Here is a 19,412-nt window from a genome sequence, read left to right as displayed (position 1 = left end):
GGCCGGACGGGTTCCCTGGCGCCGGGGCCGCCCCTGCGGTCAGTCGCAAGCGTCGCCGCCTTCCGGATCGCGATATTCGTGCAGCCGTCCCCGCCAGTCGCGGATCGCATAGCGGCCGGGCGCGGTCGGCCGGACGTGGTCGGGGCCCAGCGGCACCTTGCCGTGCCCGCCCGGCAGGTCCAGCACATAGGTCGGCAGGCATGTCCCCGACAGCCGCCCGCGCAGGGCCGCCATGATCGCCTGTCCCTCGGCGATGGAGGTGCGGAAATGGCCGGTGCCGCGCGCCAGGTCGCAATGATGCAGGTAATAGGGCTTGACCCGGTTGCGGATCAGCGCCCGGAACAGCTCGGCCAGCACCTCGGGATCGGCATTCACTCCCCGAAGCAGCACGGTCTGCGACAACAGCGGGATGCCCGCATCGGCCAGCCGCGCCAGCGCGGCGCGGGCGGCCTCGGTCAGTTCCTGCGCGTGATTGGTGTGGATCACCACCCAGACCGCCAGCCGCGCCGGCCGCAGCGCCGCCAGCATGGCCGCGTCGATGCGGCCGGGGGCCACCACCGGCACGCGGGTATGGAAGCGTACGACATCGACATGGGCGATCGCCTCCAGCCGCGCCATCAGTGCCGCGATGCGGCGCGCTGACAGCACCATCGGGTCGCCGCCGGTCAGGATCACCTCGCGGATCGCCGGGGTGCGGGCGATATAGTCCAGCGCCGCCGCCAGCTGGGGCTCGGGCAGGGTGCCCTCCTCGCCCACCACCTCGCGGCGAAAACAGAAGCGGCAATAGACCTCGCATGTCCTGGTGACATGCAGGATCACCCGGTCGGGATAGCGATGGGTCAGGCCGGGCGTCGGGCTGTGCGCGTCGTCCCCGATCGGATCGGCCAGTTCCTCGGGGCGGATCCGCAATTCGCGCGCATCGGGCAGGAATTGCGCGGCGACGCCGTCGCCGGGCGCCCGCATGGCCTGGCGCATGGCGGGCGAGATGCGGATGCGGAACTCGGCCGCCACCGCGTCCAGTGCCTCGGCCTGCGCGGCATCGGCCAGGCCGGCCTCGACCAGGGCGGGAACGGTGGTGATCGGGCGCTGGGACAAGGCGGCCTCTTGCGGCGAAAGGGAAGGGCGGTTTATCGACCCCCTGGCCGGTCTTGGCAAGAGCGGGCCTTGCCGCATGGCTCAGGGCAGCACCAGGCTGCGGTCGTCCTTGAGCGTCCTGAGCACGATTTCGGAACGCACCTGGGCCACCTGCGGTTGCGGCAGCAGGTGGCGATGGATGAAGTCCGAAAACGCCTCCAGATCACGCAGCCGTACGTCGAGGATGTAATCGGCATCGCCCGAGACCGAAAAGGCCGAGCGGATCTGCGGATGCGCGGCGACGAAGCGGGCGAAATCGTCCTCCTTGCCCTGGCCATGGCTGCGCAGGTTCACCCGGATGATGGCGCGCAGGCCAAAGCCCAGTTTCTGCGGGTTCAGCCGCGCGGCATAGCCCTCGATCACGCCCGCCTCCTCCAGCGCCGCCCGCCGGCGCGAACATTGCGAGGCCGACAGGTTCACCAGTTCGGCCAGCGCGGCATTGGTCATCGCCCCGTCGCGCTGCAGGGCGTCGAGAATGGCGATGTCGAATCCGTCCATGCGTGTTTCTGGCATAAATCGTCTCATCCATGCGCGTTTCGTGCCTTTGTGTCCCGATCATGGCACAGTTTGCGCCCGGTTTGCATCGCATTCGCGCGATCATGGTTTCAGGACACGCGAACACTAGGGAGGAGACGCCATGGGACCGTTCCCGCATGACGCCCCGAAAGCCACGATCAGCGCCGAAAATCCCGCCGGGACGGACGGGTTTGAATTCGTCGAATTCGCCCATCCGCAGCCCGAGACCCTGGACCGCATCTTTCGCCAGATGGGTTTCGCGCCGGTGGCGCGGCACAGGCGCAAGGACATCACGCTCTATCGCCAGGGCGACATCAATTATCTGCTGAATGCCGACCCGGACAGCCATGCCGCCGGTTTCGTGCGCGAACACGGCCCCTGCGCCCCGGCCATGGCCTGGCGCGTGGTCGATGCCCAACACGCCTTGCGGCGGGCGCTGGACCTGGGCGCCAGGGAATATACCGGCAGCGGAAAATCCATCGAGGCGCCGGCGGTCTACGGCATCGGCGGCTCGCTTCTGTACTTCATCGACCGCTACGGCGATGCCGGCAGCGCCTATGCGGCCGATTACGACTGGCTGGGCGAGCCCGACCCGCGCCCCGAGGGGTTCGGCTTCTACTATCTCGACCACCTGACGCATAACGTCGTGCGCGGCAACATGGACACCTGGTACAAGTTCTACCACGACACGTTCAATTTCCGCGAGATCCGGTTCTTCGACATCAAGGGCAAGCAGACCGGGCTGGTCAGCCGGGCGCTGACCTCGCCCGACGGCAAGATCCGCATCCCGATCAACGAATCGACCGACGATCACAGCCAGATCGAGGAATACCTGCGCGCCTACAAGGGCGAGGGCATCCAGCACATCGCCATCGCCACCGAGGACATCTATGCTGCCACCGACCGCATCGCCGAGGCGGGGATGAAGTTCATGCCCGGCCCGCCCGACACCTATTACGAGATGTCGCACGACCGGGTTAAGGGCCATCAGGAACCCGTCGAGCGCATGAGAAAGCACGGCATCCTGATCGACGGCGAGGGCGTCGTCGGCGGCGGCATGACGCGGGTGCTGCTGCAGATCTTCTCGAGGACCGTGATCGGGCCGATCTTCTTCGAGTTCATCCAGCGCAAGGGCGATGACGGTTTCGGCGAGGGCAATTTCCGCGCCCTGTTCGAATCGATCGAGGCGGACCAGATCCGCCGCGGCGTGCTGAAGATCGACGCGGCGGAGTGAGACGCGGCGGAGTGAAAGGCCGGCCGGCCGGGCCCTACAGGCTTTTCGCCAGGGCCTCGAGCTGGTCGGCGGCCATGTTCCAGCCTTCGTGAAAGCCCATCTGCTCGTGCTGCCTGAGCGTTTCCTCGTTCCAGTGCATGGCCTGGGCGCGGTAATGCGTCCGCTGGCCCCGCGGTTCGAAATGCACATGCGAGACCATGAAGGCCCGCGCGGTCGGCAGCCAGCCCGGCCGGAAGGCGTCGGTCGAGACCAGCCGGCGCTGCGGCTCGATCTCCAGGAACACGCCGATATTCTCGAACCGCTCGCCGTCGGGGCCGTTCATGACGGTGAAGAAGGCCCCGCCCGGTCGCAGGTCGATGCGCGCCTCGGAGACATGCCAGGGCTTCGGGCAGAACCATTGCTTCAGCAGGTCCGGCTGGGTCCAGCAGCGCCAGAGCCGGTCGACGGGCGCATCCAGGACGCGCTCGAGCGTCAGCACGTGGTCGGGTGCGGTGGTCATGGCATTTCCTCCTTGCGGGCCGATCTGCGGGATGCGCTTGCGGGGCGAAACCCGCCTTGGCTGGCGGGGGAAGAGGCCGCCGCGTCCGGGAGCCGGGATCGCCCGCCCCCGATACTGGCGGGAAAATGCCCGCCGGCATAGCCCGCAAGCAGGGAAAGCGCCGCCGCCGGCACATGCGGCGGCATCCTGCCGGTGGCGCTGTTTCCGATCAGAAGGCGAAGTCGCCCAGGTCGAGCTGCGCCTTCTGCACGTCCTGGATGGTGACGATGGTATCGGCGGATAGCCGCAGCACCAGGTCGTCGCCGGCCTGCCGGGCACTGTTGATGACGGCCTGCACCTGCGCACGGCTGAATTCGTCGAAGTCCAGCCGGTCCATGCCGTTCTGGAAATCGGCGGTGATGCCGCGCCCGAACTCGAAGACATTGGCCGCCGCGCCGCCGGTCAGGACGTCGTTGCCGCGCCTGCCCTCCGGCCGGTCGTTGCCGCCAAAGCCGAATAGCCGGTCCTGGCCAGCCATCTTCGACAGCCCGTCGCCGGATGGCGTGCCGTTCAGCGTCTCGGCGAAGCTCGTCCCGCTCTTGCGCAGCATCTCTTGGCCCTTTCATGGTAAGGTGGCGGTTGCCCGTCCGCGGGATAACGGGGCCGCAATGCCGCAGGCTTGCTGACTGCCCTCTGATCCGGCCTGTCAGGCCGTCGTCAGGAACGCCCCGCCTGGGCGGAAGGCCGCCGGGCCGGGCTGTTGCCGTTTCGGCACGCCGCGCGCGGCGGCAGGGCCCCGCGCCGGCTTTGTCAGCCGCCCGTCAGTTCCCGGACGAACAGGGGCGGCATGAGACGGCTTGCCGCAATTCTCCTTCTGTCGCTGCTGCCGCCCTTTCTGGCGGCCGGCCAGGCCATCGCCAAGCCGGATTTCGAACAGGCGCGCGAGGCGGTCGAGCGTGGCCGGATCCTGCCCCTTGCCGAGGTGCTGGCACGGCTGCACGAAACCCAGCCCGGACGGGTGATCGAGGTGGACCTGGACGACGAGGACGGCATGATGATCTATGAGGTCGAGCTGGCGACCCCCGTCGGCCGCCTGATCGAGGTCGAGATCGACGCGGCCTCGGGGCGGATCCTGGCCCTGGACGAGGAGGACGGGGACTGATGCGCACCTTGATCGTCGAGGATGAGCCCCGGATCGCGCCGATCTGGAACGGGGCTGAAGGCGGCGGGCTTCCTGGTCGAGACGGCTGGCGAAACCGCGGTGCGCACGCTTCCCGGCCCGCGCGGCGAGCCGCTGCTGGCCAACTGGCTGCAGATCACCGTCGGCCCGCGTCCGCTACGCCAGGTCGGCGCCATGTCGATCGCGAACTGGCCCGCGCCTGCCTCCGGTCCGGCCGCGATGCACAAAGCGCCGAGCCGGGGCGGATCGCGACCCGGCTGATCGGCGTGCTGCGCCGCACGCCGCTGGGCGCCGGCATCGACTGGCAGTTTTCGGCGCCCCCCCGGCCTTGCCGCCCGCATCGACCCCGACGAACTGACAGAGGCGCTCGGCGCGTTGCTGGAAAACGCCATGCGCCATGCGCACCGTTCGCGTCTCGGCCCGCCGCAAGGCCGGCCGCATCCTCGTCGCTGTCCGGGACGACGGGCCGGGCATTCCCGAGACGGATCTGGAACGGCTCCCCCAGCGCGGCCTCAGCCTCGATCCCAGCGGTGAGGGGCAGGGTATCGGCCTGGCCGTGGTCGCCGAGATCGTCGATGCCGCGCAGGGGGAACTGCGGATGCGCAACGCCCGTCCCGGCTTCCGGGCCGAATTGCATCTCGACGCGGCAGCGCCCCATTCCCAGGGCGCGCCGCTTTCACCGTTTTGCAGATACTCATGAGGCAGGCGCCCCCGGTGCTGTCCTGGCCCGATGAATGCGCTCAGGGCAGCGTGACCGCCAGGTTGTCGATCAGCCGCACCCCGTCGAGCCAGGCCGCGACCAGCAGCCGCGCCGGCCGGCCCGGCTGCGGCTTGCCCAGGGTTTCGCCGTCGCGCAGTTCCAGATATTCGACCGGACCCACGCCCGCCGCCTCCAGCCCGGCCTGCGCCGCGGCCAGAGCGGCCTCGGCGGGTTCGCCGGCTTCGATTCGCCGCGCCGCCTCGAACAGCGCCTGCGGCAGCGCGGCGGCGCGCGCGCGCCCCTCGGCCGTCAGGCGCTGGTTGCGCGAGGACAGCGCCAGCCCGTCCCCGGCCCGCACGCAGGGGCAGGGCACGATCTCGACCGGCAGCTTCAGATCCTGCACCAGCCGGCGTACCAGCTGCAGCTGCTGCCAGTCCTTCTCGCCGAAAAACGCCCGGTCGGCCTGGGTCATGTTGAACAGCAGCGTCACCACCGTGGCCACGCCGTCGAAATGGCCCGGACGATGCGCCCCTTCCAGCGGGGCCGTCACGCCCGAGACCGAGACCACCGTGGCGTGGTCGGGCGGATAGACCTCGTCGCCATCGGGCACGAACAGCGCATCGACGCCCAGGGGCGCCAGCAGTTCCGCATCGGCATGTTCGGTGCGGGGATAGCGGGCGAAATCCTCGGCATTGTTGAACTGGCGCGGGTTGACGAACAGGGTCACGATCACCCGGTCGCAACTGGCCCTGGCGGCCCGGACCAGGCTCAGGTGCCCTTCGTGCAGCGCGCCCATGGTCGGCACCACGCCGATGCTTTCGCCGCGGGATTTCCAGCCGCGCACCAGCGCGCGCAGCTCGGCCAGCGGCCGGACGATGGGCGCGCTCATGCGGGCTTGCCCTCGCCGAAGACATGTTCGGGGCCGGGAAAGCGCCGGGCGCGGACCTCGGCGGCATAGCCGGCGATGGCGGCATCGGCATCGCGGCCCAGTTCGGCATAGCGCTTGACGAATTTCGGCCGGAAATCCGCGAACAGGCCCAGCATGTCGTCCACCACCAGCACCTGCCCGTCGCAATCGAGACCCGCCCCGATGCCGATGGTCGGCACGGCGATCTCCTGCGTGATGCGCGCCCCCAGCGCCGCGGGCAGCTTTTCCAGCACCACGGCAAAGGCGCCGGCGTCGGTCAGCGCGGCGGCGTCCTGGGCGATGCGGTCGGCCTCGTCCCGGCCGCGGCCCTGCACCTTGTAGCCGCCCAGCACATTGACCGCTTGCGGCGTCAGCCCGACATGGCCCATGACCGGAATGCCGCGCGCGACCAGGAAGGCCACCGTCTCGGCCATGTGCCGCCCGCCCTCCAGCTTGACCGCCTGGCAGCCGGTCTCGGCCATCAGCCGTGCCGCGTTGCGCATGGCCTGTTCGCACCCTTCCTCGTAGCTGCCGAAGGGCATGTCCACCACCAGGCAGGCGCGCGAGCAGCCCCGCGCCACCGCCTTGCCGTGCAGGATCATCATCTCCATGGTCACGCCGATGGTCGAGGGCAGGCCGTGCAGGACCATGCCCAGGCTGTCGCCGACCAGCGCGATGTCGCAATGCGCATCGACCAGCCGGGCCATGGGGGTGGTATAGGCGGTCAGGCAGACCACCGGCTCGCCGCCCTTGCGGGCGCGGATGTCACCGGGGCCAAGCTGGCTCTTGCGATCAGGGGTCGCGCTCATCACTTCCTCCGTTATCCAGGGCCTTGGCGGCCGCCGCCCGAATATTGGATTCGCGCCGCCATGTCTCGCAATAAAATGATGCAGATGCAGCATTCTTGCGCAGGAAAATAAGCCGGCCGGCCGGGGCAGCAATCGATGCTCGAAATTTCAAAAGCAAATACAATATGTTGGAATTCACCCCGCCCCAAGGCCGGCCCCCGTCCGGCAAGGCATGGCCGCCCCCGCGCGGCCGGCGGCTTCTTCGTTCCCCCAATACCCATGCGGCGGCGCCATCCGCGGCCAGACCTGCCCGCATGGATGCCCGCCCGCATGGATGCCGGCCCGCCCGATCCGCCCCGGCCCGCGGCTTGACATGCCGGGGACCGGGGCCTAGTGCCGGATCTGGCCCCTTGCGGGGCCGGACCAACCAGCGCCGCGCCGAATGCGGCCGTTTCCTCGGGATCGAGACATGACGCTGAAAGCTGCCATCCTTGGGGCCTCGGGCTATACGGGTGCCGAACTCGTCCGCATCCTGGCCACCCATCCCCGGATCCAGATCGCCGCGCTGTCCGCCGACCGCAAGGCGGGGCAGGGCTATGACGAGGTCTTCCCGCATCTGCGACATCTCAGGCTGCCGGCGCTGGTCAGGATGGAGGAGATCGACTTCTCGGCCATCGACCTGGTGTTCTGCGCCCTGCCGCACGGCCTTAGCCAGCCGCTGGTCGGGCAATTGCCGGGCGATGTGAAGATCGTCGACCTGGGCGCCGATTTCCGGCTGCGCGACCCGGCGGATTACCGGAAATGGTACGGGCTCGACCATGCCGCGCCCGAGATCCAGCCGCAGGCGGTCTATGGCCTGACCGAGTTCTATCGCGACCAGATCAAGGGCGCGCGGCTGGTCGCCGGCACCGGCTGCAACGCCGCCACCGTGCAATTCGCGCTGCGGCCACTGATCGCATCAGAGCTGATCGACCTCGACGACATCATCTGCGACCTCAAGAACGGCGTGTCCGGGGCGGGGCGCTCGCTCAAGGAAAACATGCTCTTCGCCGAACGCTCAGAGGATGTGGCGGGCTATTCCCAGGGCGGCAAGCACCGCCACCTGGGCGAGTTCGACCAGGAGTTTTCGGCCATTGCCGGGCGCGAGGTGCGCATCCAGTTCACCCCGCATCTGGTGCCGGTGAACCGCGGCATCCTGGCGTCCTGCTATCTCAAGGGCGAGCCGCAGGCGGTGCATGCCGCGCTGGCCGAGGCCTATGCCGACGAGCCTTTCATCGTCGTGCTGCCCTTTGGCCAACTGCCGGCGATGGCGCATGTGCAGGGTTCGAACTTCTGCCATATCGGCGTGACCGGCGACCGGATCTCGGGGCGGGCGCTGGTCGTCTCGACGCTGGACAACCTGTGCAAGGGCTCTTCGGGTCAGGCGGTGCAGAACGCCAACCTGATGCTGGGCCTGCCCGAAACGGAAGGGCTGATGCTGGCGCCGATCTTTCCCTGACCGGAACCATAGGGCGAGGTTGCGCGTCTTGTCTCGGATAGGGGCGGCGTTTCGCCGCCCTGAAGGAGGACAGCAAGATGCGTAGCCTGATTGCGACTGCCGCTTCCGCCATGCTGCTTGTTCTGGCCGGTTGCGGCGACAATCCCACCGAACGCGCCGCCACGGGCGGTCTGGGCGGGGCGGTCATCGCCGGTCCCGCCGGCGCCGTGGTGGGCGGGACCATCGGGGCCGCGACTGCCGATTGATCCGCATGATCCCGCGAGCCTGCGGATGATGCGGCGGAACGCAAAGGGGCAGGGCGCGAGGACGCCCCGCCCCCGAAAGCTTCAGCGATCAGCTCTTGGCGCGCTCGACATAGGTCAGGTCGGCGGTGTTGATGACGACCTTGGTGCCCACGCCGATATGCGGCGGCACCATGATGCGCACGCCGTTATGCGCCATCGCCGGCTTGTAGCTGGACGAGGCGGTCTGGCCCTTGACCACCGGTTCGGTCTCGACCACCTCGACCGTCACCTTCTGCGGCAGCTCGATGGCGATGGCGACGCCGTTATGGACCTGCAGGAAGACGCTGATGCCGTCCTCCAGGAACACCTTGTCGTCGCCGACCACCTCGGGCGAGACCACGACCTGCTCATAGCTTTCCGGCTCCATGAAGTGAAAGCCCTCGCCGTCCTCGTAAAGGAAGTTATAGGCGCGCTCGTCGACATGGGCACGCTCGACCTGTTCGGTGGTCTTCCAGCGTTCCGAGACCTTGTTGCCGTCCGAGATGCGGCGCAGCTCGACCTGGGTCGTCGGGGTGCCCTTGCCGGGGTGGAAATTGGTCGCCGTCAGGACGACATGGAGCTTGCCGTCGATCTCGACGACATTGCCTTTGCGAAGGCTGGAGGCGATGACTTTCAAGGCGGTTTCCCTTGCCTGCTTTTCAAATTCCGGGATGCCGGATACCAAGTCCGGCAGGATGACATCCCATAGCGTTTTTCGCAGCTTTGCGCCAGCCGCAAGGGAAAAACGACACAGATGCAGGAGGTGCGCGCATGAAACCCGCCGATGAAAGCCCCTGGTGGGACCGTGACCGCCATGCCGGGCGCCGGCCGCTGCTGCTGGCGCGAAACCGCATCCAGGCCGCGATCCGCGACTGGCTGGGCGCGCAGGGCTTCGTCGAGGTCGATCCGCTGGCCCTGGCGGTCAGCCCGGGCAACGAGGCGCATCTGCACGCCTTCGCCACCGACCAGATCGGCAATGACGGCGTGCCGCGGCGGATGTATCTGCATACCAGCCCCGAATTTGCCATGAAGAAACTGCTGGCCGCGGGCGAGGAGCGCATCTTCGCCTTCGGCCATGTCTGGCGCAACCGCGAGCGCGGGCCGCTGCACAGCCCCGAGTTCTGCATGCTGGAATGGTATCGGGCGGGCGAGGATTACCGCGCGCTTTTCGACGATTGCGCGCAATATCTGCGCCATGCGGCGGAATGCGCGGGCGCCGAGATGCTGCGCTTTCGCGGCGCCGAATGCGACCCCTATGCCACGCCCGAGGTGATGAGCGTGGCCGAGGCCTTCCGCGACTATGCCGGCATCGACCTGCTTTCGACCTGCGACGGGGCCGAGACCGATGCCGCGGCCCTGCGCGCCCAGGCCGAGGCGCGGGGGATCCGCCTGGCGGCGGACGACGGCTGGTCCGATATCCTGTCGCGCGTGCTGGTGGAGCGGGTCGAGCCGCATCTGGGCCATGGCCGGCCGCTGATCCTGGACCGCTACCCCGCGCCCGAGGCGGCGCTGGCGCGGCGCGCCGCGGACGAGCCGCGCGAGGCCGAGCGGTTCGAGCTTTACGCCTGCGGCGTCGAGCTGGCCAACGGTTTCGGCGAACTCACCGACCCGGCCGAGCAGCGCCGCCGCTTCGAGCTGGAGATGGCGGAAAAGGCGCGGGTCCATGACGAACGCTATCCGCTGGACGAGGATTTCCTGCGCGCGCTGGCCTTCATGCCGCCGGCCTCGGGCTGCGCGCTGGGGTTCGACCGGCTGGTGATGCTGGCCACCGGCGCACCGCGCATCGACGAGGTGATCTGGACCCCGCTGCCGGCCGGATGATGCCCCGCCACCGGCAGGGGCCCGATGCCCTTTCGGGAAGGGCGGCCTCTTGCCGGCGCCGGTTTTCCGGCTTTCGGCGCGGGACATCGGACGCTAGGCTGCGGCAAAAGGCTTGACCAAGGGGACAGGAATGCGGCTTTCATTGCGACTTTCGGCGACGCTCACGGCCATGGCTCTGCTGCTTGGGGGGTGCGCCGGCCAATACCCCGGCGCGGGGGTTCCCCAGCAGAGCCAGGAGATCAAATGGGGCCGCTACCAGAACCCGCCGGCCGAAAAGGTCGCCGGGCTGCGCAACTGGGTCGAAGGCTTCAAGGCCAGCGCCCGCGGCCAGGGCATCAGCGACAGCACGCTGGAATTCGCCTTCCGCGACGTGACCTATAACCCCGAGGCGCTGCGCCGCTCGCAGAACCAGGCGGAGTTCAAGAAATCGCTGTGGGAATACCTGGAGAACGCGGTTTCGGAAAAGCGTCAGGCCAACGGCCGGGCGGCGCTGGCGCAATATGGCGGCGTGCTCACGCGGGTCGAGGCGACCTATGGCGTGGACAAGGAGGTCGTTGCCGCGGTCTGGGGCATGGAATCGACCTATGGCGAGCGGCGCGGCGACCTGCCGCTGATCGAAAGCCTGGCCACCCTGGGCTATGAGGGCTATCGCGGTGATTTCTTCCGCAGCCAGCTGATGGCGGCGCTGAAGATCCTGCAATCGGGCGACATCGACCCCGGCCACATGACCGGCAGTTGGGCCGGCGCCATGGGGCATACCCAGTTCATTCCGACCACCTATCTTGCCTTCGCGGTGGATTTCACCGGCGACGGCCGGCGCGACATCTGGTCGAACGACCCGTCCGACGCGCTGGCCTCGGCCGCGAACTACCTGGCGAAATCGGGTTGGCAGCGCGGCCTCCCGGCGGCGGTCGAGGTCACGCTGCCGCCCGGCTTCAACACCGCGCTGGCCGGCAAGGGCAAGCGGCGCAGCGTCGCGGAATGGCAGTCCCTGGGCGTGCGCCAGGCCAACCAGCGGCCGCTGCCGCCCGCCGGCACCTCGACCGAGCTGATCGTGCCCGGCGGTGCCTCGGGCGCGGCCTTCCTGATCACCCGCAACTTCCACGCCATCCTGCGCTACAACAATGCCGACAGCTATGCGCTGGCGGTGTCGCATCTGGCGGACCGGCTCAAGGGCTATCCGGGACTGGCCAATCCCTGGCCGGCCGACCATCCCGGCCTGCGCATCGAGCAGCGCAAGGAGATGCAGCGCCTGCTGACCGCCCGCGGCTTCGACACCCAGGGGGTGGACGGCAATGTCGGCTCGAACACGATCAGCGCCATCCGCGCCTATCAGGCCTCGCGCGGGCTGCCGGTGACGGGCGAGCCGTCGGCCGCGTTGCTCGAGCAGCTGCGCCGCGGCTGACGGGTGAAGCGGCCGGGCCGGCGCCGCCCGGCCTTTCTCGGCATCGGTTCCCTGCTTGCTGCCGGGTCGCGTGGGAAGGCGGGCGCTGATCGGTGCCCCGATTGCGGGCCCCGGGCCGGGTGCCCGCCCTTGCGGCTTTGGCGCCGGGCTCATCGGCCTTTGAGTCCCGTATTTGCCCTGGCGAGGGTATTGCGAACCGCGCGGATCGTTTTCCTGCGGATCTTCGCGCCAAGCCATTCGACAGGCCGCAAGCCGGTGTTCACCAAGGGCAAGGACACGGCTGATGCCCTGGCATGATCCATGTTCCCGGCCAGAATCTTGCCGGTCGCTATGGCGCGTTTGACGGTCGCCGGTAGCAAGGTCGCCGGCATCCCGCGGAAGAGTGATCCGCCGCGCCCGGCTTAGATCGCGGCGCCGGAAGCGCCTGAAGGTCGGCATTCCCTATCGCGGATCGCAGGGACCGCTGCACCTGTCGATCGACAGCATTGGCATCACGGCCGGGGGCGAGGGGGAATGGAACGCGCGCAAGCATGGCGGGCCCAAGCGGCGCGTCCGGCGCAAGATCCGCTTGGGGATTGGCGAGAAAACCCCGGAAATACGGGCGGCAGAATGCACCAGCAGCGACCTCGGCGACGCACCGATGCTGCCAGAACCTCTCGACCCGATCCTTGCGGATCAGGATATCGCCAGCGTCACCGCCGACGGTGCCTTCGGCATGCGCAGGTGCCATGATGCCAGCGTCGCCCGTGGTGCCGCCGCGATCATGCCGCCCCGCAAGAACGCCAAACCCTGGGTGACGAACACAGCCGCAGCGATCATCCGCAGCAAGGCTCGGCGTGCATCCAGACGCTTCGGCAAGGCCATCTGGCGACGACGGCGCGGCTATCATCGCCTGAGCCGTGTCGAGAGATGTAAGGAGGATCAGAAAACGGTCCAGTGGACTGTTTTCCCGATGATCGGATGCATTGCGTGAAGCTGCCGGGTCAGCGACTGACAGCGCGGGACTTCGACCGTCAAGCTGCAGAGTTCCGGGCCCGGGTTGCCGTGCTGAACGGATTCACCGCCCTCGACATATCCGTCACCCAAGCCGTGGGACAAGCCTGTCCGGGGAAAGGGGCACTCCGGCCATCAACCGATTCGTGCAGCAGAGCCGCGGCATGGCGAAATACGGCGTCATCAACCCGATCTTTCGGCCTTAGCCCATCGACCTGGATTTCGACGATACCCTGATCTTCGAGGGCATCTTGGTCGACGAACGCACGGGCGAGCAATATTACCTCGACGCGCATGTCGCTTGTCGCCGGGCCTGCTTCAACGCCATGGAATACCTGAGGAGGCTCGGCCGTTCGGGCGAGCAGGGCTACATGATCCTCGGCGCCGTCCCGGTCGAGAGCCGCAGCGCCGGCATCGTGGACATCCCCCTGTCGGCGCGACGCCGGCGCTCCCGACCGGCATCCTCGACTTCGACATCCGGCCCGGCGGCGACGGGCCGAAACGCCAGGTCACGGGGGGTTCGGTCGCTAGGACCGGCTGACGGCGCCCCGCGCCCGCGTCCCGGCTTTCGGCACGTACGGCTCCACCAAAAGAGAGGTCCATGCCGCTTGCTTTCTATTGTTCCATATGGGCGCGGTGCAGTTTCTCAGCGGGCTGTGGCTCATGGGCCGGATCGAGGATCGCGAGATCGTGGCGATCAACCTGGTCTCGGGCCTGACCAAGCGCGACCGCCTGCCGATCTGCGTTTGCAGCCTGTGCAAGAAGAAGGCGCGGTCTCCCTTGCGGCGCTGGATGCGGGGCAATGCTGGGCACCGTTCGTCGGACCGCCTTGCTGCAAGCCCAGGCCATGCATGTCAGTAAGGCAGGCCCACGTAATTCTCGGCCAGTTCGCGGCGCGCGGTCTCGGATTCCGCCAGATGTGCCAGCGTGGCGCGGCGCATCTGCGCGGCGAAACCGTCCTCGCCGTCGAAACGGTGCAGCATCATGGTCATCTGCCAGCTGAAGCGCATCGCCTTCCAGATCCGCGCCAGCGCGCGGTCGGAATAGGTGTCGAGCCCGGCCTGATCGCCCTGCTTCAGCGCCGCAATCAGCGCCTGATGCAGGTAGAACACGTCCGACACCGCCAGGTTCAGCCCCTTGGCGCCGGTCGGCGGCACGATATGCGCGGCATCGCCCACCAGGAACAGCCGGCCCCAGCGCAGCGGCTCCGAGACGAAGCTACGCAGCGGCGCGACGGATTTCTCGATCGAGGGGCCGGTGACCAGCCGCGCCGCGGCCTGGGCGGGGATGCGGCGGCGGAACTCGGCCCAGAAGCGGTCGTCGGGCCAGTCCTCGACCCGGTCGCTCAGCGGCACCTGCACGTAATAGCGCACGAGATTGTGGTTGCGCATCGAGGCCAGCGCGAAACCATGCGGCGAATTGGCATAGATCAGCTCGTCGGCGACCGGCGGCGTGCGCGACAGGATGCCCAGCCAGCCGAAGGGATAGACCCGCTCGAATTCGCGGCGCCGATCCTCGGGGATGGTCCTGCGCGAGACGCCGTGAAAGCCGTCGCAGCCCGCGACATAGGCGCAGCTCAGGCGGTGGCGCCGGCCGCCCTGCGTGTATTCGACCGCCGCCTGCGGCCCGTCGAGGTCGAGGATGCGCACATCCTCGACGCCGTGCAGGATGGTGGTGCCCATGGCGTCCTGCGCGTCGTAAAGGTCATGCGTGACCTCGGTCTGACCATAGACCATGACCTGCCTGCCGGTCAGCGCCTTGAAATCGACATGCACCATCAGGTCGGCATCGGTGAGCCAGGCGCCGTCATGCGCGATGCCCTCGGCATCCATGCGGGCGCCGACCCCGGCCTCGCGCAGCAGCTCGACGCTGCCCCATTCCAGGATGCCGGCGCGGATGCGCGACAGCACATGCTCGCGGCTGGCGCGTTCCAGGATGACCGTGGCGATGCCGGCGCGGTTCAGAAGCTGCGACAGCAGCAGCCCCGAAGGCCCGCCGCCGATGATGACGACCTGAGTGTCCATGACGATGTCCGCTTGTTTCCCTGACTTGCAGCATAGGCGGCGGGCGGGCGGCGATGAATGGACGCGGGCGGCAAAGACTTGTATGAATCGTGCATGAGCGTGCCCGGCCCCATCCCGGTCTTCAACCTGTTCGGCGAGACTGCCGCCTTTCCGGACGTGATCCATTGCGAGCGGATCTGGGACCGGGCGCGTCTGCACGACTGGGCGATCTCGCCGCATCGCCATCGCGAGATGATGCAGGTCTTCGCCATGCGGCAGGGCGAGGCGCAGGTGATGCTGGACGGCGATGCCGCGTGCCTGCATGACGGGCAATTCCTGTTCGTGCCGGCGCTGGTCGTGCATGGTTTCCGCTTCCGCAAGGGCAGCGAGGGCCTGGTGCTGTCCTTTCCGCTGAGCGTCGCCGCCGGCTTGCAGGCCGCCTCGGCCGAGATCGGCCGGCACCTGTCGCGCCCGTTCTTCGGCGCGCTGGACGAGGGGCTGCTGACGCTGATCGGCCAGCTCTCCGACGCCTTCGCCGGCCAGGGCGCCTATCGCGGGCCGCTGCTGGCGGCGCTGTCGCATGCCCTGCTGACCGCGATCTGCGAACTCGACCGCGCGGCCTCGGCCGAGACGGTCGGCGGCAGCCCGCAGCGGCTGCAGCGGCTTGCGGCGCTGGTCGCGGCGCATATGGCCGAGGGCTGGCGGCCCGGCGACTATGCCCGCGCGCTGGCGATCACGCCCGGCCATCTGAACCGGCTGTGCCGCGAGGCGACGGGGGTCAGCGCCTCGCGCCATATCGAGGGGCTGGTGATGGCCGAGGCCTGCCGCCTGCTGGCCTTTACCCAGCTGCCGGTGGCCGAGATCGGCTATCGGCTGGGCTTTCACGACCCGGCGCATTTCTCGCGCCGGTTCCGGCTTTTGCGCGGCACGACGCCAAGCGCCTATCGCCGGCCCTTCATGACCGTCGCCTGACTGCTGGCACCAATCGCGCCGTCAGCCGCCCGCCGCCCGGCCGGCGATCTGGCGCGCCACCTGTTCCAGCGTGGCAAGGCCCGGCGTCGCGGCGGCCTGCCGGCGGGTCATGCCGACCGCGCCGGACAGGAACCTGGCACCGGTCGGGAATTCGACCAGCAGGCCGCGCTCGACCTCGTCCAGCACCACCCCGCGCGAGATGAACCACAGGCTGTCCGAGGCCAGGCAGATCCCCCGCCCCAGCGCCAGCGACACCGTCTCGACCAGCGGCCGGCCGCCGGCCAGCCCCAGCGAGACCAGATAGGCATCGACCGAGGCGCGGATCAGCGCCGTCGCCGGCGGCAGGATCAGCGGCGCCTCGCGCAGCGCCTCGGCGGCCGGCCGGCCGGCCGCGGGATGACCGGCGCGCGCCACCAGCACGACGTCCTCCTCGTAAAGGTGATCGAAGCTCAGCCCCGCCATTTCCGAGGGGCTGGGCAGGCGCCCGATCATCAGGTCGATGCTGCCCGCGCGCAGCATGCGGATCAGGTAGTGATGCGGCCCGGTCTCGACCGCCAGCGTCACCTCGGGCAGGATCTGCCGCAGCCGCAGCACCACCTGCGGAAAGAACCGCGTCGCCACCGTGGGCAGCACGCCGACCCGGATCGTGCCGCTGGTCCCCGGCCGCAACGCCGCCGCGCCTGCCTCCAGCGCCTGCAGGGCCTGGGCGGCATGGTGGCGAAACAGCGCGCCCTGTTCGGTCAGCACCAGCCGCCGCCCCTGGCGCAGGAACAGCCGCTGCCCCAGCAGCGTCTCCAGCTCGGCCAGGGTGCGCGACAGCGCCGGCTGGGTGATGCCTTGCCGGCGGGCGACGGCGGACAGCCCGCCCTCGGCCGCGATGTCCAGAAAGGCGCGGATATGGCGCAGCTTGATCGCCGGATGCATAATGGAATGATTATACATGATCGCTCATTTAGCATTTTTCGCCCGGAACAGGCTGTGGCAGATTATGGGTGAGAGAGGAGTTGCCATGCAAGTTCTGATGCGACCCTGGGGGGCGATGCATTACCGGATCGACGGGCCCGAGGACGGGTTGCCGGTGGTTTTCGCCAATTCCCTGGGCACCGACCTGCGGCTTTGGGACGCGGTGCTGCCGCTTCTGCCGGGCATCCGCGCCATTCGCTACGACAAGCGCGGCCACGGCCTGTCCGATTCCGGCGGCCCCGTCTCGATCGCCGATCTGGCCGAGGACGCCGCGGCGCTGATCGAGGCGACCGGCGGACCGGCGGTCTTCGTCGGCCTGTCCATCGGCGGCATGATCGGCCAGGCGCTGGCCGCGCGCCGGCCCGAACTGCTGCGTGCGCTGGTGCTGTCGAACACGGCGCCCCGCATGGGCGCGCCCGAGATCTGGGCCGCCCGCATCGCCGCCGTCCGTGCCGGCGGCGTCGCCAGCATCGCCGATGCGGTGATGGAGCGCTGGTTCGCACCGCCCTTCCGCACCACGCCGGCGCTGCATCCCTGGCGCAACATGCTGGCCCGCTGCGACGCGCAGGGCTACATCGCCGCCTGCGAGGCCATCGCCGCCGCCGACCTGACCGAAGCCGCCGCCAGCCTGCGCCTGCCCGCGCTGGTGATCGCCGGGGACCAGGACGGCTCCTCGCCGCCGGATCTGGTGCGCGGCACCGCCGATCTGATCCCCGGCGCGGATTTCCACGTCATCCCCGGCGCCGGCCATCTGCCCTGCGTCGAAACCCCCGCCGCATGGGCCGCGCTGCTGGCCCCCTTCCTTCAGGACCACGCCCGATGAGTGACCGTTACGACCAAGGCATGACCACCCGGCGCCGGGTGCTGGGCGATGCCCATGTCGCCCGCGCCGAGGCCGCCAAGACCGATTTCGACGAGCCCTTCCAGAGGCTGATCACCGAATCCGCCTGGGGCGCGGTCTGGTCGCGCGACACGATCAGCCCGCGCGAGCGCTCGATGCTGACCATCGCGCTGCTGGCGGGGCTGGGCAACGACCACGAACTGGCCCTGCATATCCGCGCCACCGCCAACACCGGCGCCACGCCCGGCGACGTGATCGAGGCGCTGCTGCATGTCGCCATCTATGCCGGCGTCCCGCGCGCCAACCACGCGATCAAGATCGCCAAGGAGACCTTTGCCGAAATGGAGGCGGCCAAGCGATGACCCTCAGCAATGCAACCGACCGCGGCCCGCTGTTCTTCCGCGACCGCGACTGGCACCCGCCGGCCTATACGCCGGGCTACAAGACCTCGATGACCCGCGCCCCGCATCGCGCGCTGGTGGCGCTCGGCTCGACGCTCAGCGAGGAAACCGGCCCCGCCTTCGGCCATGACATGATCGGGGTGCTGGACAACAACCTGGTGATGAACTTCACCGGCCAGCCTGCCATCGGCGAACGCATCATCATGCACGGCCGGGTGCTGGACGAGAACGGCCGCGGCGTGCCGAACGTGCTGGTCGAGATCTGGCAGGCCAATGCCGGCGGCCGCTACCGCCACAAGAAGGACGGCTACCTGGCGCCGCTGGATCCGAATTTCGGCGGCTGCGGGCGCACGCTGACCGGGCCGGATGGAAGCTACGAATTCCTGACCATCCGCCCGGGCGCCTATCCCTGGCCGAACCATGTCAACAACTGGCGGCCGATGCATATCCACATCTCGGTCTTCGGCACCGGCTTCGGCCAGCGCCTGATCACCCAGATGTATTTCGAGGGCGACCCGCTGATCGCGAAATGCCCGATCGTCAACACCATCGGCCAGGACCGCGCCATCCAGGCGCTGGTGGCGCCCCTGGACATGAACCGGGCGATCCCGATGGACTGCCTGGCCTACAAGTTCGACATCGTGCTGCGCGGCCGCCGCCAGTCGTTCTTCGAAAACCGCAAGGAGGGGATGTGATGCAGGGACTGGACTATCTCAAGGAAACCCCCTCGCAGACCGCCGGCCCCTATGTCCATATCGGCCTGACCCCGAACGCGCTCGGCAATCCCGGCATCTATCCGCAGGATCTGGGCCTCTCGCCGATCCGCGAGGGCGCGCGGGGCGAGCGCATCATCATCACCGGCCGCGTCATCGACGGCGCCGGCATGGTCCTGCGCGATGCGCTTTTCGAAACCTGGCAGGCCGATGCGGATGGCATCTATCCCGGCAACGACCCGCGCGGCGCCGCCGATCCGAACGTCACCGGCTGGGCCCGGGTCGCGGCGGATTTCGACACCGGCATCTGGCGGCTGGAAACCGTCAAGCCGGGCCGCGTGCCCTTCCCGGACGGCCGGCTGATGGCGCCGCATATCAATGTCTGGCTGGTGGCGCGCGGCATCAATCTCGGGCTCCAGACCCGGATCTGCTTCGAGGACGAGGAGGCGGCCAATGCCGAATGCCCGGTCCTCGCCCGGATCGAGCACAAGGCCCGCATCCAGACGCTCATGGCGAAGCGGACCGGACCGGGCGAATACGGCTTCGACTTCAAGCTGCAGGGCGAGAACGAAACCGTCTTCTTCGACATCTGAGGGCAAGGC

23 protein-coding genes and 2 pseudogenes are annotated in these 19,412 nt (G+C 68.8%); 16 read left to right on the top strand and 9 right to left on the bottom strand.

Annotated elements, in window-relative coordinates; translation table 11 throughout:
- Positions 1-39: 39 nt before the first annotated feature.
- Positions 40-1,095 carry a lysine-2,3-aminomutase-like protein gene (locus tag ESD82_RS05285; RefSeq protein WP_147428820.1) on the bottom strand — a complete coding sequence of 352 codons (1,056 nt, stop codon included), beginning with the start codon at positions 1,093-1,095 and terminating at the stop codon, positions 40-42.
- An 81-nt stretch (positions 1,096-1,176) separates the two neighbouring features.
- Positions 1,177-1,632 carry an Lrp/AsnC family transcriptional regulator gene (locus tag ESD82_RS05280; protein WP_231486861.1) on the bottom strand — a complete coding sequence of 152 codons (456 nt, stop codon included), beginning with the start codon at positions 1,630-1,632 and terminating at the stop codon, positions 1,177-1,179.
- Between the two features lie 139 nt (positions 1,633-1,771).
- On the opposite strand from ESD82_RS05280, the gene hppD reads away from it, so the two are divergent.
- Positions 1,772-2,884 (top strand): 4-hydroxyphenylpyruvate dioxygenase, encoded by a 1,113-nt coding sequence (gene hppD / locus ESD82_RS05275; RefSeq protein WP_147428821.1) that lies wholly within the window; start codon positions 1,772-1,774, stop codon positions 2,882-2,884.
- Positions 2,885-2,918: 34 nt separating this feature from the next.
- On the opposite strand, the gene ESD82_RS05270 is transcribed toward hppD, so the two are convergent.
- Both ESD82_RS05270 and ESD82_RS05265 read right to left on the bottom strand, forming a co-directional pair.
- Complete coding sequence (locus ESD82_RS05270; protein WP_024845836.1) at positions 2,919-3,383, bottom strand: SRPBCC family protein; 465 nt, start codon at positions 3,381-3,383, stop codon at positions 2,919-2,921.
- Positions 3,384-3,591: 208 nt separating this feature from the next.
- Positions 3,592-3,972, bottom strand: a complete 381-nt coding sequence (locus ESD82_RS05265; protein WP_167521698.1) for a calcium-binding protein — start codon at positions 3,970-3,972, stop codon at positions 3,592-3,594.
- 237 nt (positions 3,973-4,209) lie between these two features.
- On the opposite strand from ESD82_RS05265, the gene ESD82_RS05260 reads away from it, so the two are divergent.
- From ESD82_RS05260 to ESD82_RS22090, 3 genes are all read left to right on the top strand, one after another.
- Entirely contained in the window at positions 4,210-4,524 is a 315-nt protein-coding gene (locus ESD82_RS05260; protein WP_147428822.1) for a PepSY domain-containing protein, read from the top strand.
- A gap of 21 nt (positions 4,525-4,545) precedes the next feature.
- Entirely contained in the window at positions 4,546-4,803 is a 258-nt protein-coding gene (locus ESD82_RS22095; protein WP_244314460.1) for a hypothetical protein, read from the top strand.
- Positions 4,804-4,939: 136 nt separating this feature from the next.
- Positions 4,940-5,242 carry an ATP-binding protein gene (locus ESD82_RS22090; RefSeq protein WP_244314459.1) on the top strand — a complete coding sequence of 101 codons (303 nt, stop codon included), beginning with the start codon at positions 4,940-4,942 and terminating at the stop codon, positions 5,240-5,242.
- A 40-nt stretch (positions 5,243-5,282) separates the two neighbouring features.
- Here the strand turns inward: ESD82_RS22090 and panC are convergent, their stop codons facing one another.
- Together panC and panB are read right to left on the bottom strand one after the other, a co-directional pair.
- Entirely contained in the window at positions 5,283-6,131 is an 849-nt protein-coding gene (panC, locus tag ESD82_RS05250; protein ID WP_024845841.1) for a pantoate--beta-alanine ligase, read from the bottom strand.
- The gene (gene panB, locus ESD82_RS05245; RefSeq protein WP_147428823.1) at positions 6,128-6,958 is read right to left on the bottom strand and encodes a 3-methyl-2-oxobutanoate hydroxymethyltransferase; all 831 of its coding nucleotides are present in this window, start codon (positions 6,956-6,958) and stop codon (positions 6,128-6,130) included. The genes panC and panB overlap by 4 nt, the downstream gene beginning before the upstream one ends.
- 448 nt (positions 6,959-7,406) lie before the next feature.
- Between panB and argC the strand changes: the two genes are divergently transcribed.
- Positions 7,407-8,435, top strand: a complete 1,029-nt coding sequence (gene argC / locus ESD82_RS05240) for an N-acetyl-gamma-glutamyl-phosphate reductase (protein WP_024845843.1) — start codon at positions 7,407-7,409, stop codon at positions 8,433-8,435.
- Between the two features lie 77 nt (positions 8,436-8,512).
- Positions 8,513-8,680 carry a hypothetical protein gene (locus ESD82_RS21725; protein ID WP_167521697.1) on the top strand — a complete coding sequence of 56 codons (168 nt, stop codon included), beginning with the start codon at positions 8,513-8,515 and terminating at the stop codon, positions 8,678-8,680.
- Between the two features lie 88 nt (positions 8,681-8,768).
- Here ESD82_RS21725 and efp read toward each other — a convergent pair whose 3' ends face one another.
- Positions 8,769-9,335 (bottom strand): elongation factor P, encoded by a 567-nt coding sequence (gene efp / locus ESD82_RS05235; protein ID WP_024845844.1) that lies wholly within the window; start codon positions 9,333-9,335, stop codon positions 8,769-8,771.
- 134 nt (positions 9,336-9,469) lie between these two features.
- On the opposite strand from efp, the gene epmA reads away from it, so the two are divergent.
- The 5 genes and pseudogenes from epmA (at position 9,470) to ESD82_RS22080 (ending at position 13,778) form a co-directional block, all read left to right on the top strand.
- Positions 9,470-10,519 carry an EF-P lysine aminoacylase EpmA gene (gene epmA, locus ESD82_RS05230; protein WP_147428824.1) on the top strand — a complete coding sequence of 350 codons (1,050 nt, stop codon included), beginning with the start codon at positions 9,470-9,472 and terminating at the stop codon, positions 10,517-10,519.
- Between the two features lie 130 nt (positions 10,520-10,649).
- A complete protein-coding gene (locus ESD82_RS05225) occupies positions 10,650-11,924 on the top strand; it encodes a lytic murein transglycosylase (RefSeq protein WP_147428825.1) in 1,275 nt (424 codons plus the stop codon).
- Between the two features lie 406 nt (positions 11,925-12,330).
- Positions 12,331-13,019: pseudogene (locus tag ESD82_RS05220) on the top strand (IS5 family transposase); the annotation flags it as partial.
- 149 nt (positions 13,020-13,168) lie between these two features.
- Positions 13,169-13,285: pseudogene (locus ESD82_RS22085) on the top strand (acetamidase/formamidase family protein); the annotation flags it as partial.
- 268 nt (positions 13,286-13,553) lie between these two features.
- Positions 13,554-13,778, top strand: a complete 225-nt coding sequence (locus ESD82_RS22080; RefSeq protein ID WP_244314458.1) for an AmiS/UreI family transporter — start codon at positions 13,554-13,556, stop codon at positions 13,776-13,778.
- Here ESD82_RS22080 and pobA read toward each other — a convergent pair.
- Complete coding sequence (gene pobA, locus ESD82_RS05205; RefSeq protein ID WP_147428826.1) at positions 13,772-14,941, bottom strand: 4-hydroxybenzoate 3-monooxygenase; 1,170 nt, start codon at positions 14,939-14,941, stop codon at positions 13,772-13,774. The two genes, ESD82_RS22080 and pobA, sit on opposite strands and share 7 nt — an antisense overlap.
- A gap of 93 nt (positions 14,942-15,034) precedes the next feature.
- Here pobA and ESD82_RS05200 point away from each other — a divergent pair, with 93 nt between their 5' ends.
- On the top strand, positions 15,035-15,892 hold the full coding sequence (locus tag ESD82_RS05200; RefSeq protein WP_147428827.1) for a helix-turn-helix domain-containing protein: 858 nt from the start codon (positions 15,035-15,037) through the stop codon (positions 15,890-15,892).
- 21 nt (positions 15,893-15,913) lie between these two features.
- Here ESD82_RS05200 and ESD82_RS05195 read toward each other — a convergent pair whose 3' ends face one another.
- Positions 15,914-16,834: a LysR substrate-binding domain-containing protein gene (locus ESD82_RS05195; protein ID WP_147428828.1), complete on the bottom strand. Its 921-nt coding sequence runs from the start codon at positions 16,832-16,834 to the stop codon at positions 15,914-15,916.
- 67 nt (positions 16,835-16,901) lie between these two features.
- Between ESD82_RS05195 and pcaD the strand changes: the two genes are divergently transcribed.
- From pcaD to pcaG, 4 genes are read left to right on the top strand one after another with little or no spacing between them, the layout of a single operon-like run.
- A complete protein-coding gene (gene pcaD / locus ESD82_RS05190; RefSeq protein WP_147428829.1) occupies positions 16,902-17,678 on the top strand; it encodes a 3-oxoadipate enol-lactonase in 777 nt (258 codons plus the stop codon).
- A complete protein-coding gene (gene pcaC / locus ESD82_RS05185; RefSeq protein ID WP_024845853.1) occupies positions 17,675-18,058 on the top strand; it encodes a 4-carboxymuconolactone decarboxylase in 384 nt (127 codons plus the stop codon). Before pcaD ends, pcaC begins: the two co-directional genes overlap by 4 nt.
- Positions 18,055-18,792 carry a protocatechuate 3,4-dioxygenase subunit beta gene (pcaH, locus tag ESD82_RS05180; protein WP_024845854.1) on the top strand — a complete coding sequence of 246 codons (738 nt, stop codon included), beginning with the start codon at positions 18,055-18,057 and terminating at the stop codon, positions 18,790-18,792. Before pcaC ends, pcaH begins: the two co-directional genes overlap by 4 nt.
- A complete protein-coding gene (gene pcaG / locus ESD82_RS05175; RefSeq protein ID WP_036748373.1) occupies positions 18,792-19,403 on the top strand; it encodes a protocatechuate 3,4-dioxygenase subunit alpha in 612 nt (203 codons plus the stop codon). The genes pcaH and pcaG overlap by 1 nt, the downstream gene beginning before the upstream one ends.
- Positions 19,404-19,412: the final 9 nt, after the last annotated feature.

Source organism: Paracoccus pantotrophus, assembly GCF_008824185.1.
GTDB lineage: Bacteria > Pseudomonadota > Alphaproteobacteria > Rhodobacterales > Rhodobacteraceae > Paracoccus > Paracoccus pantotrophus.
The sequence above is the reverse complement of the archived record's forward strand: the minus strand, read 5'-3'. Positions and strand labels throughout refer to the sequence as shown.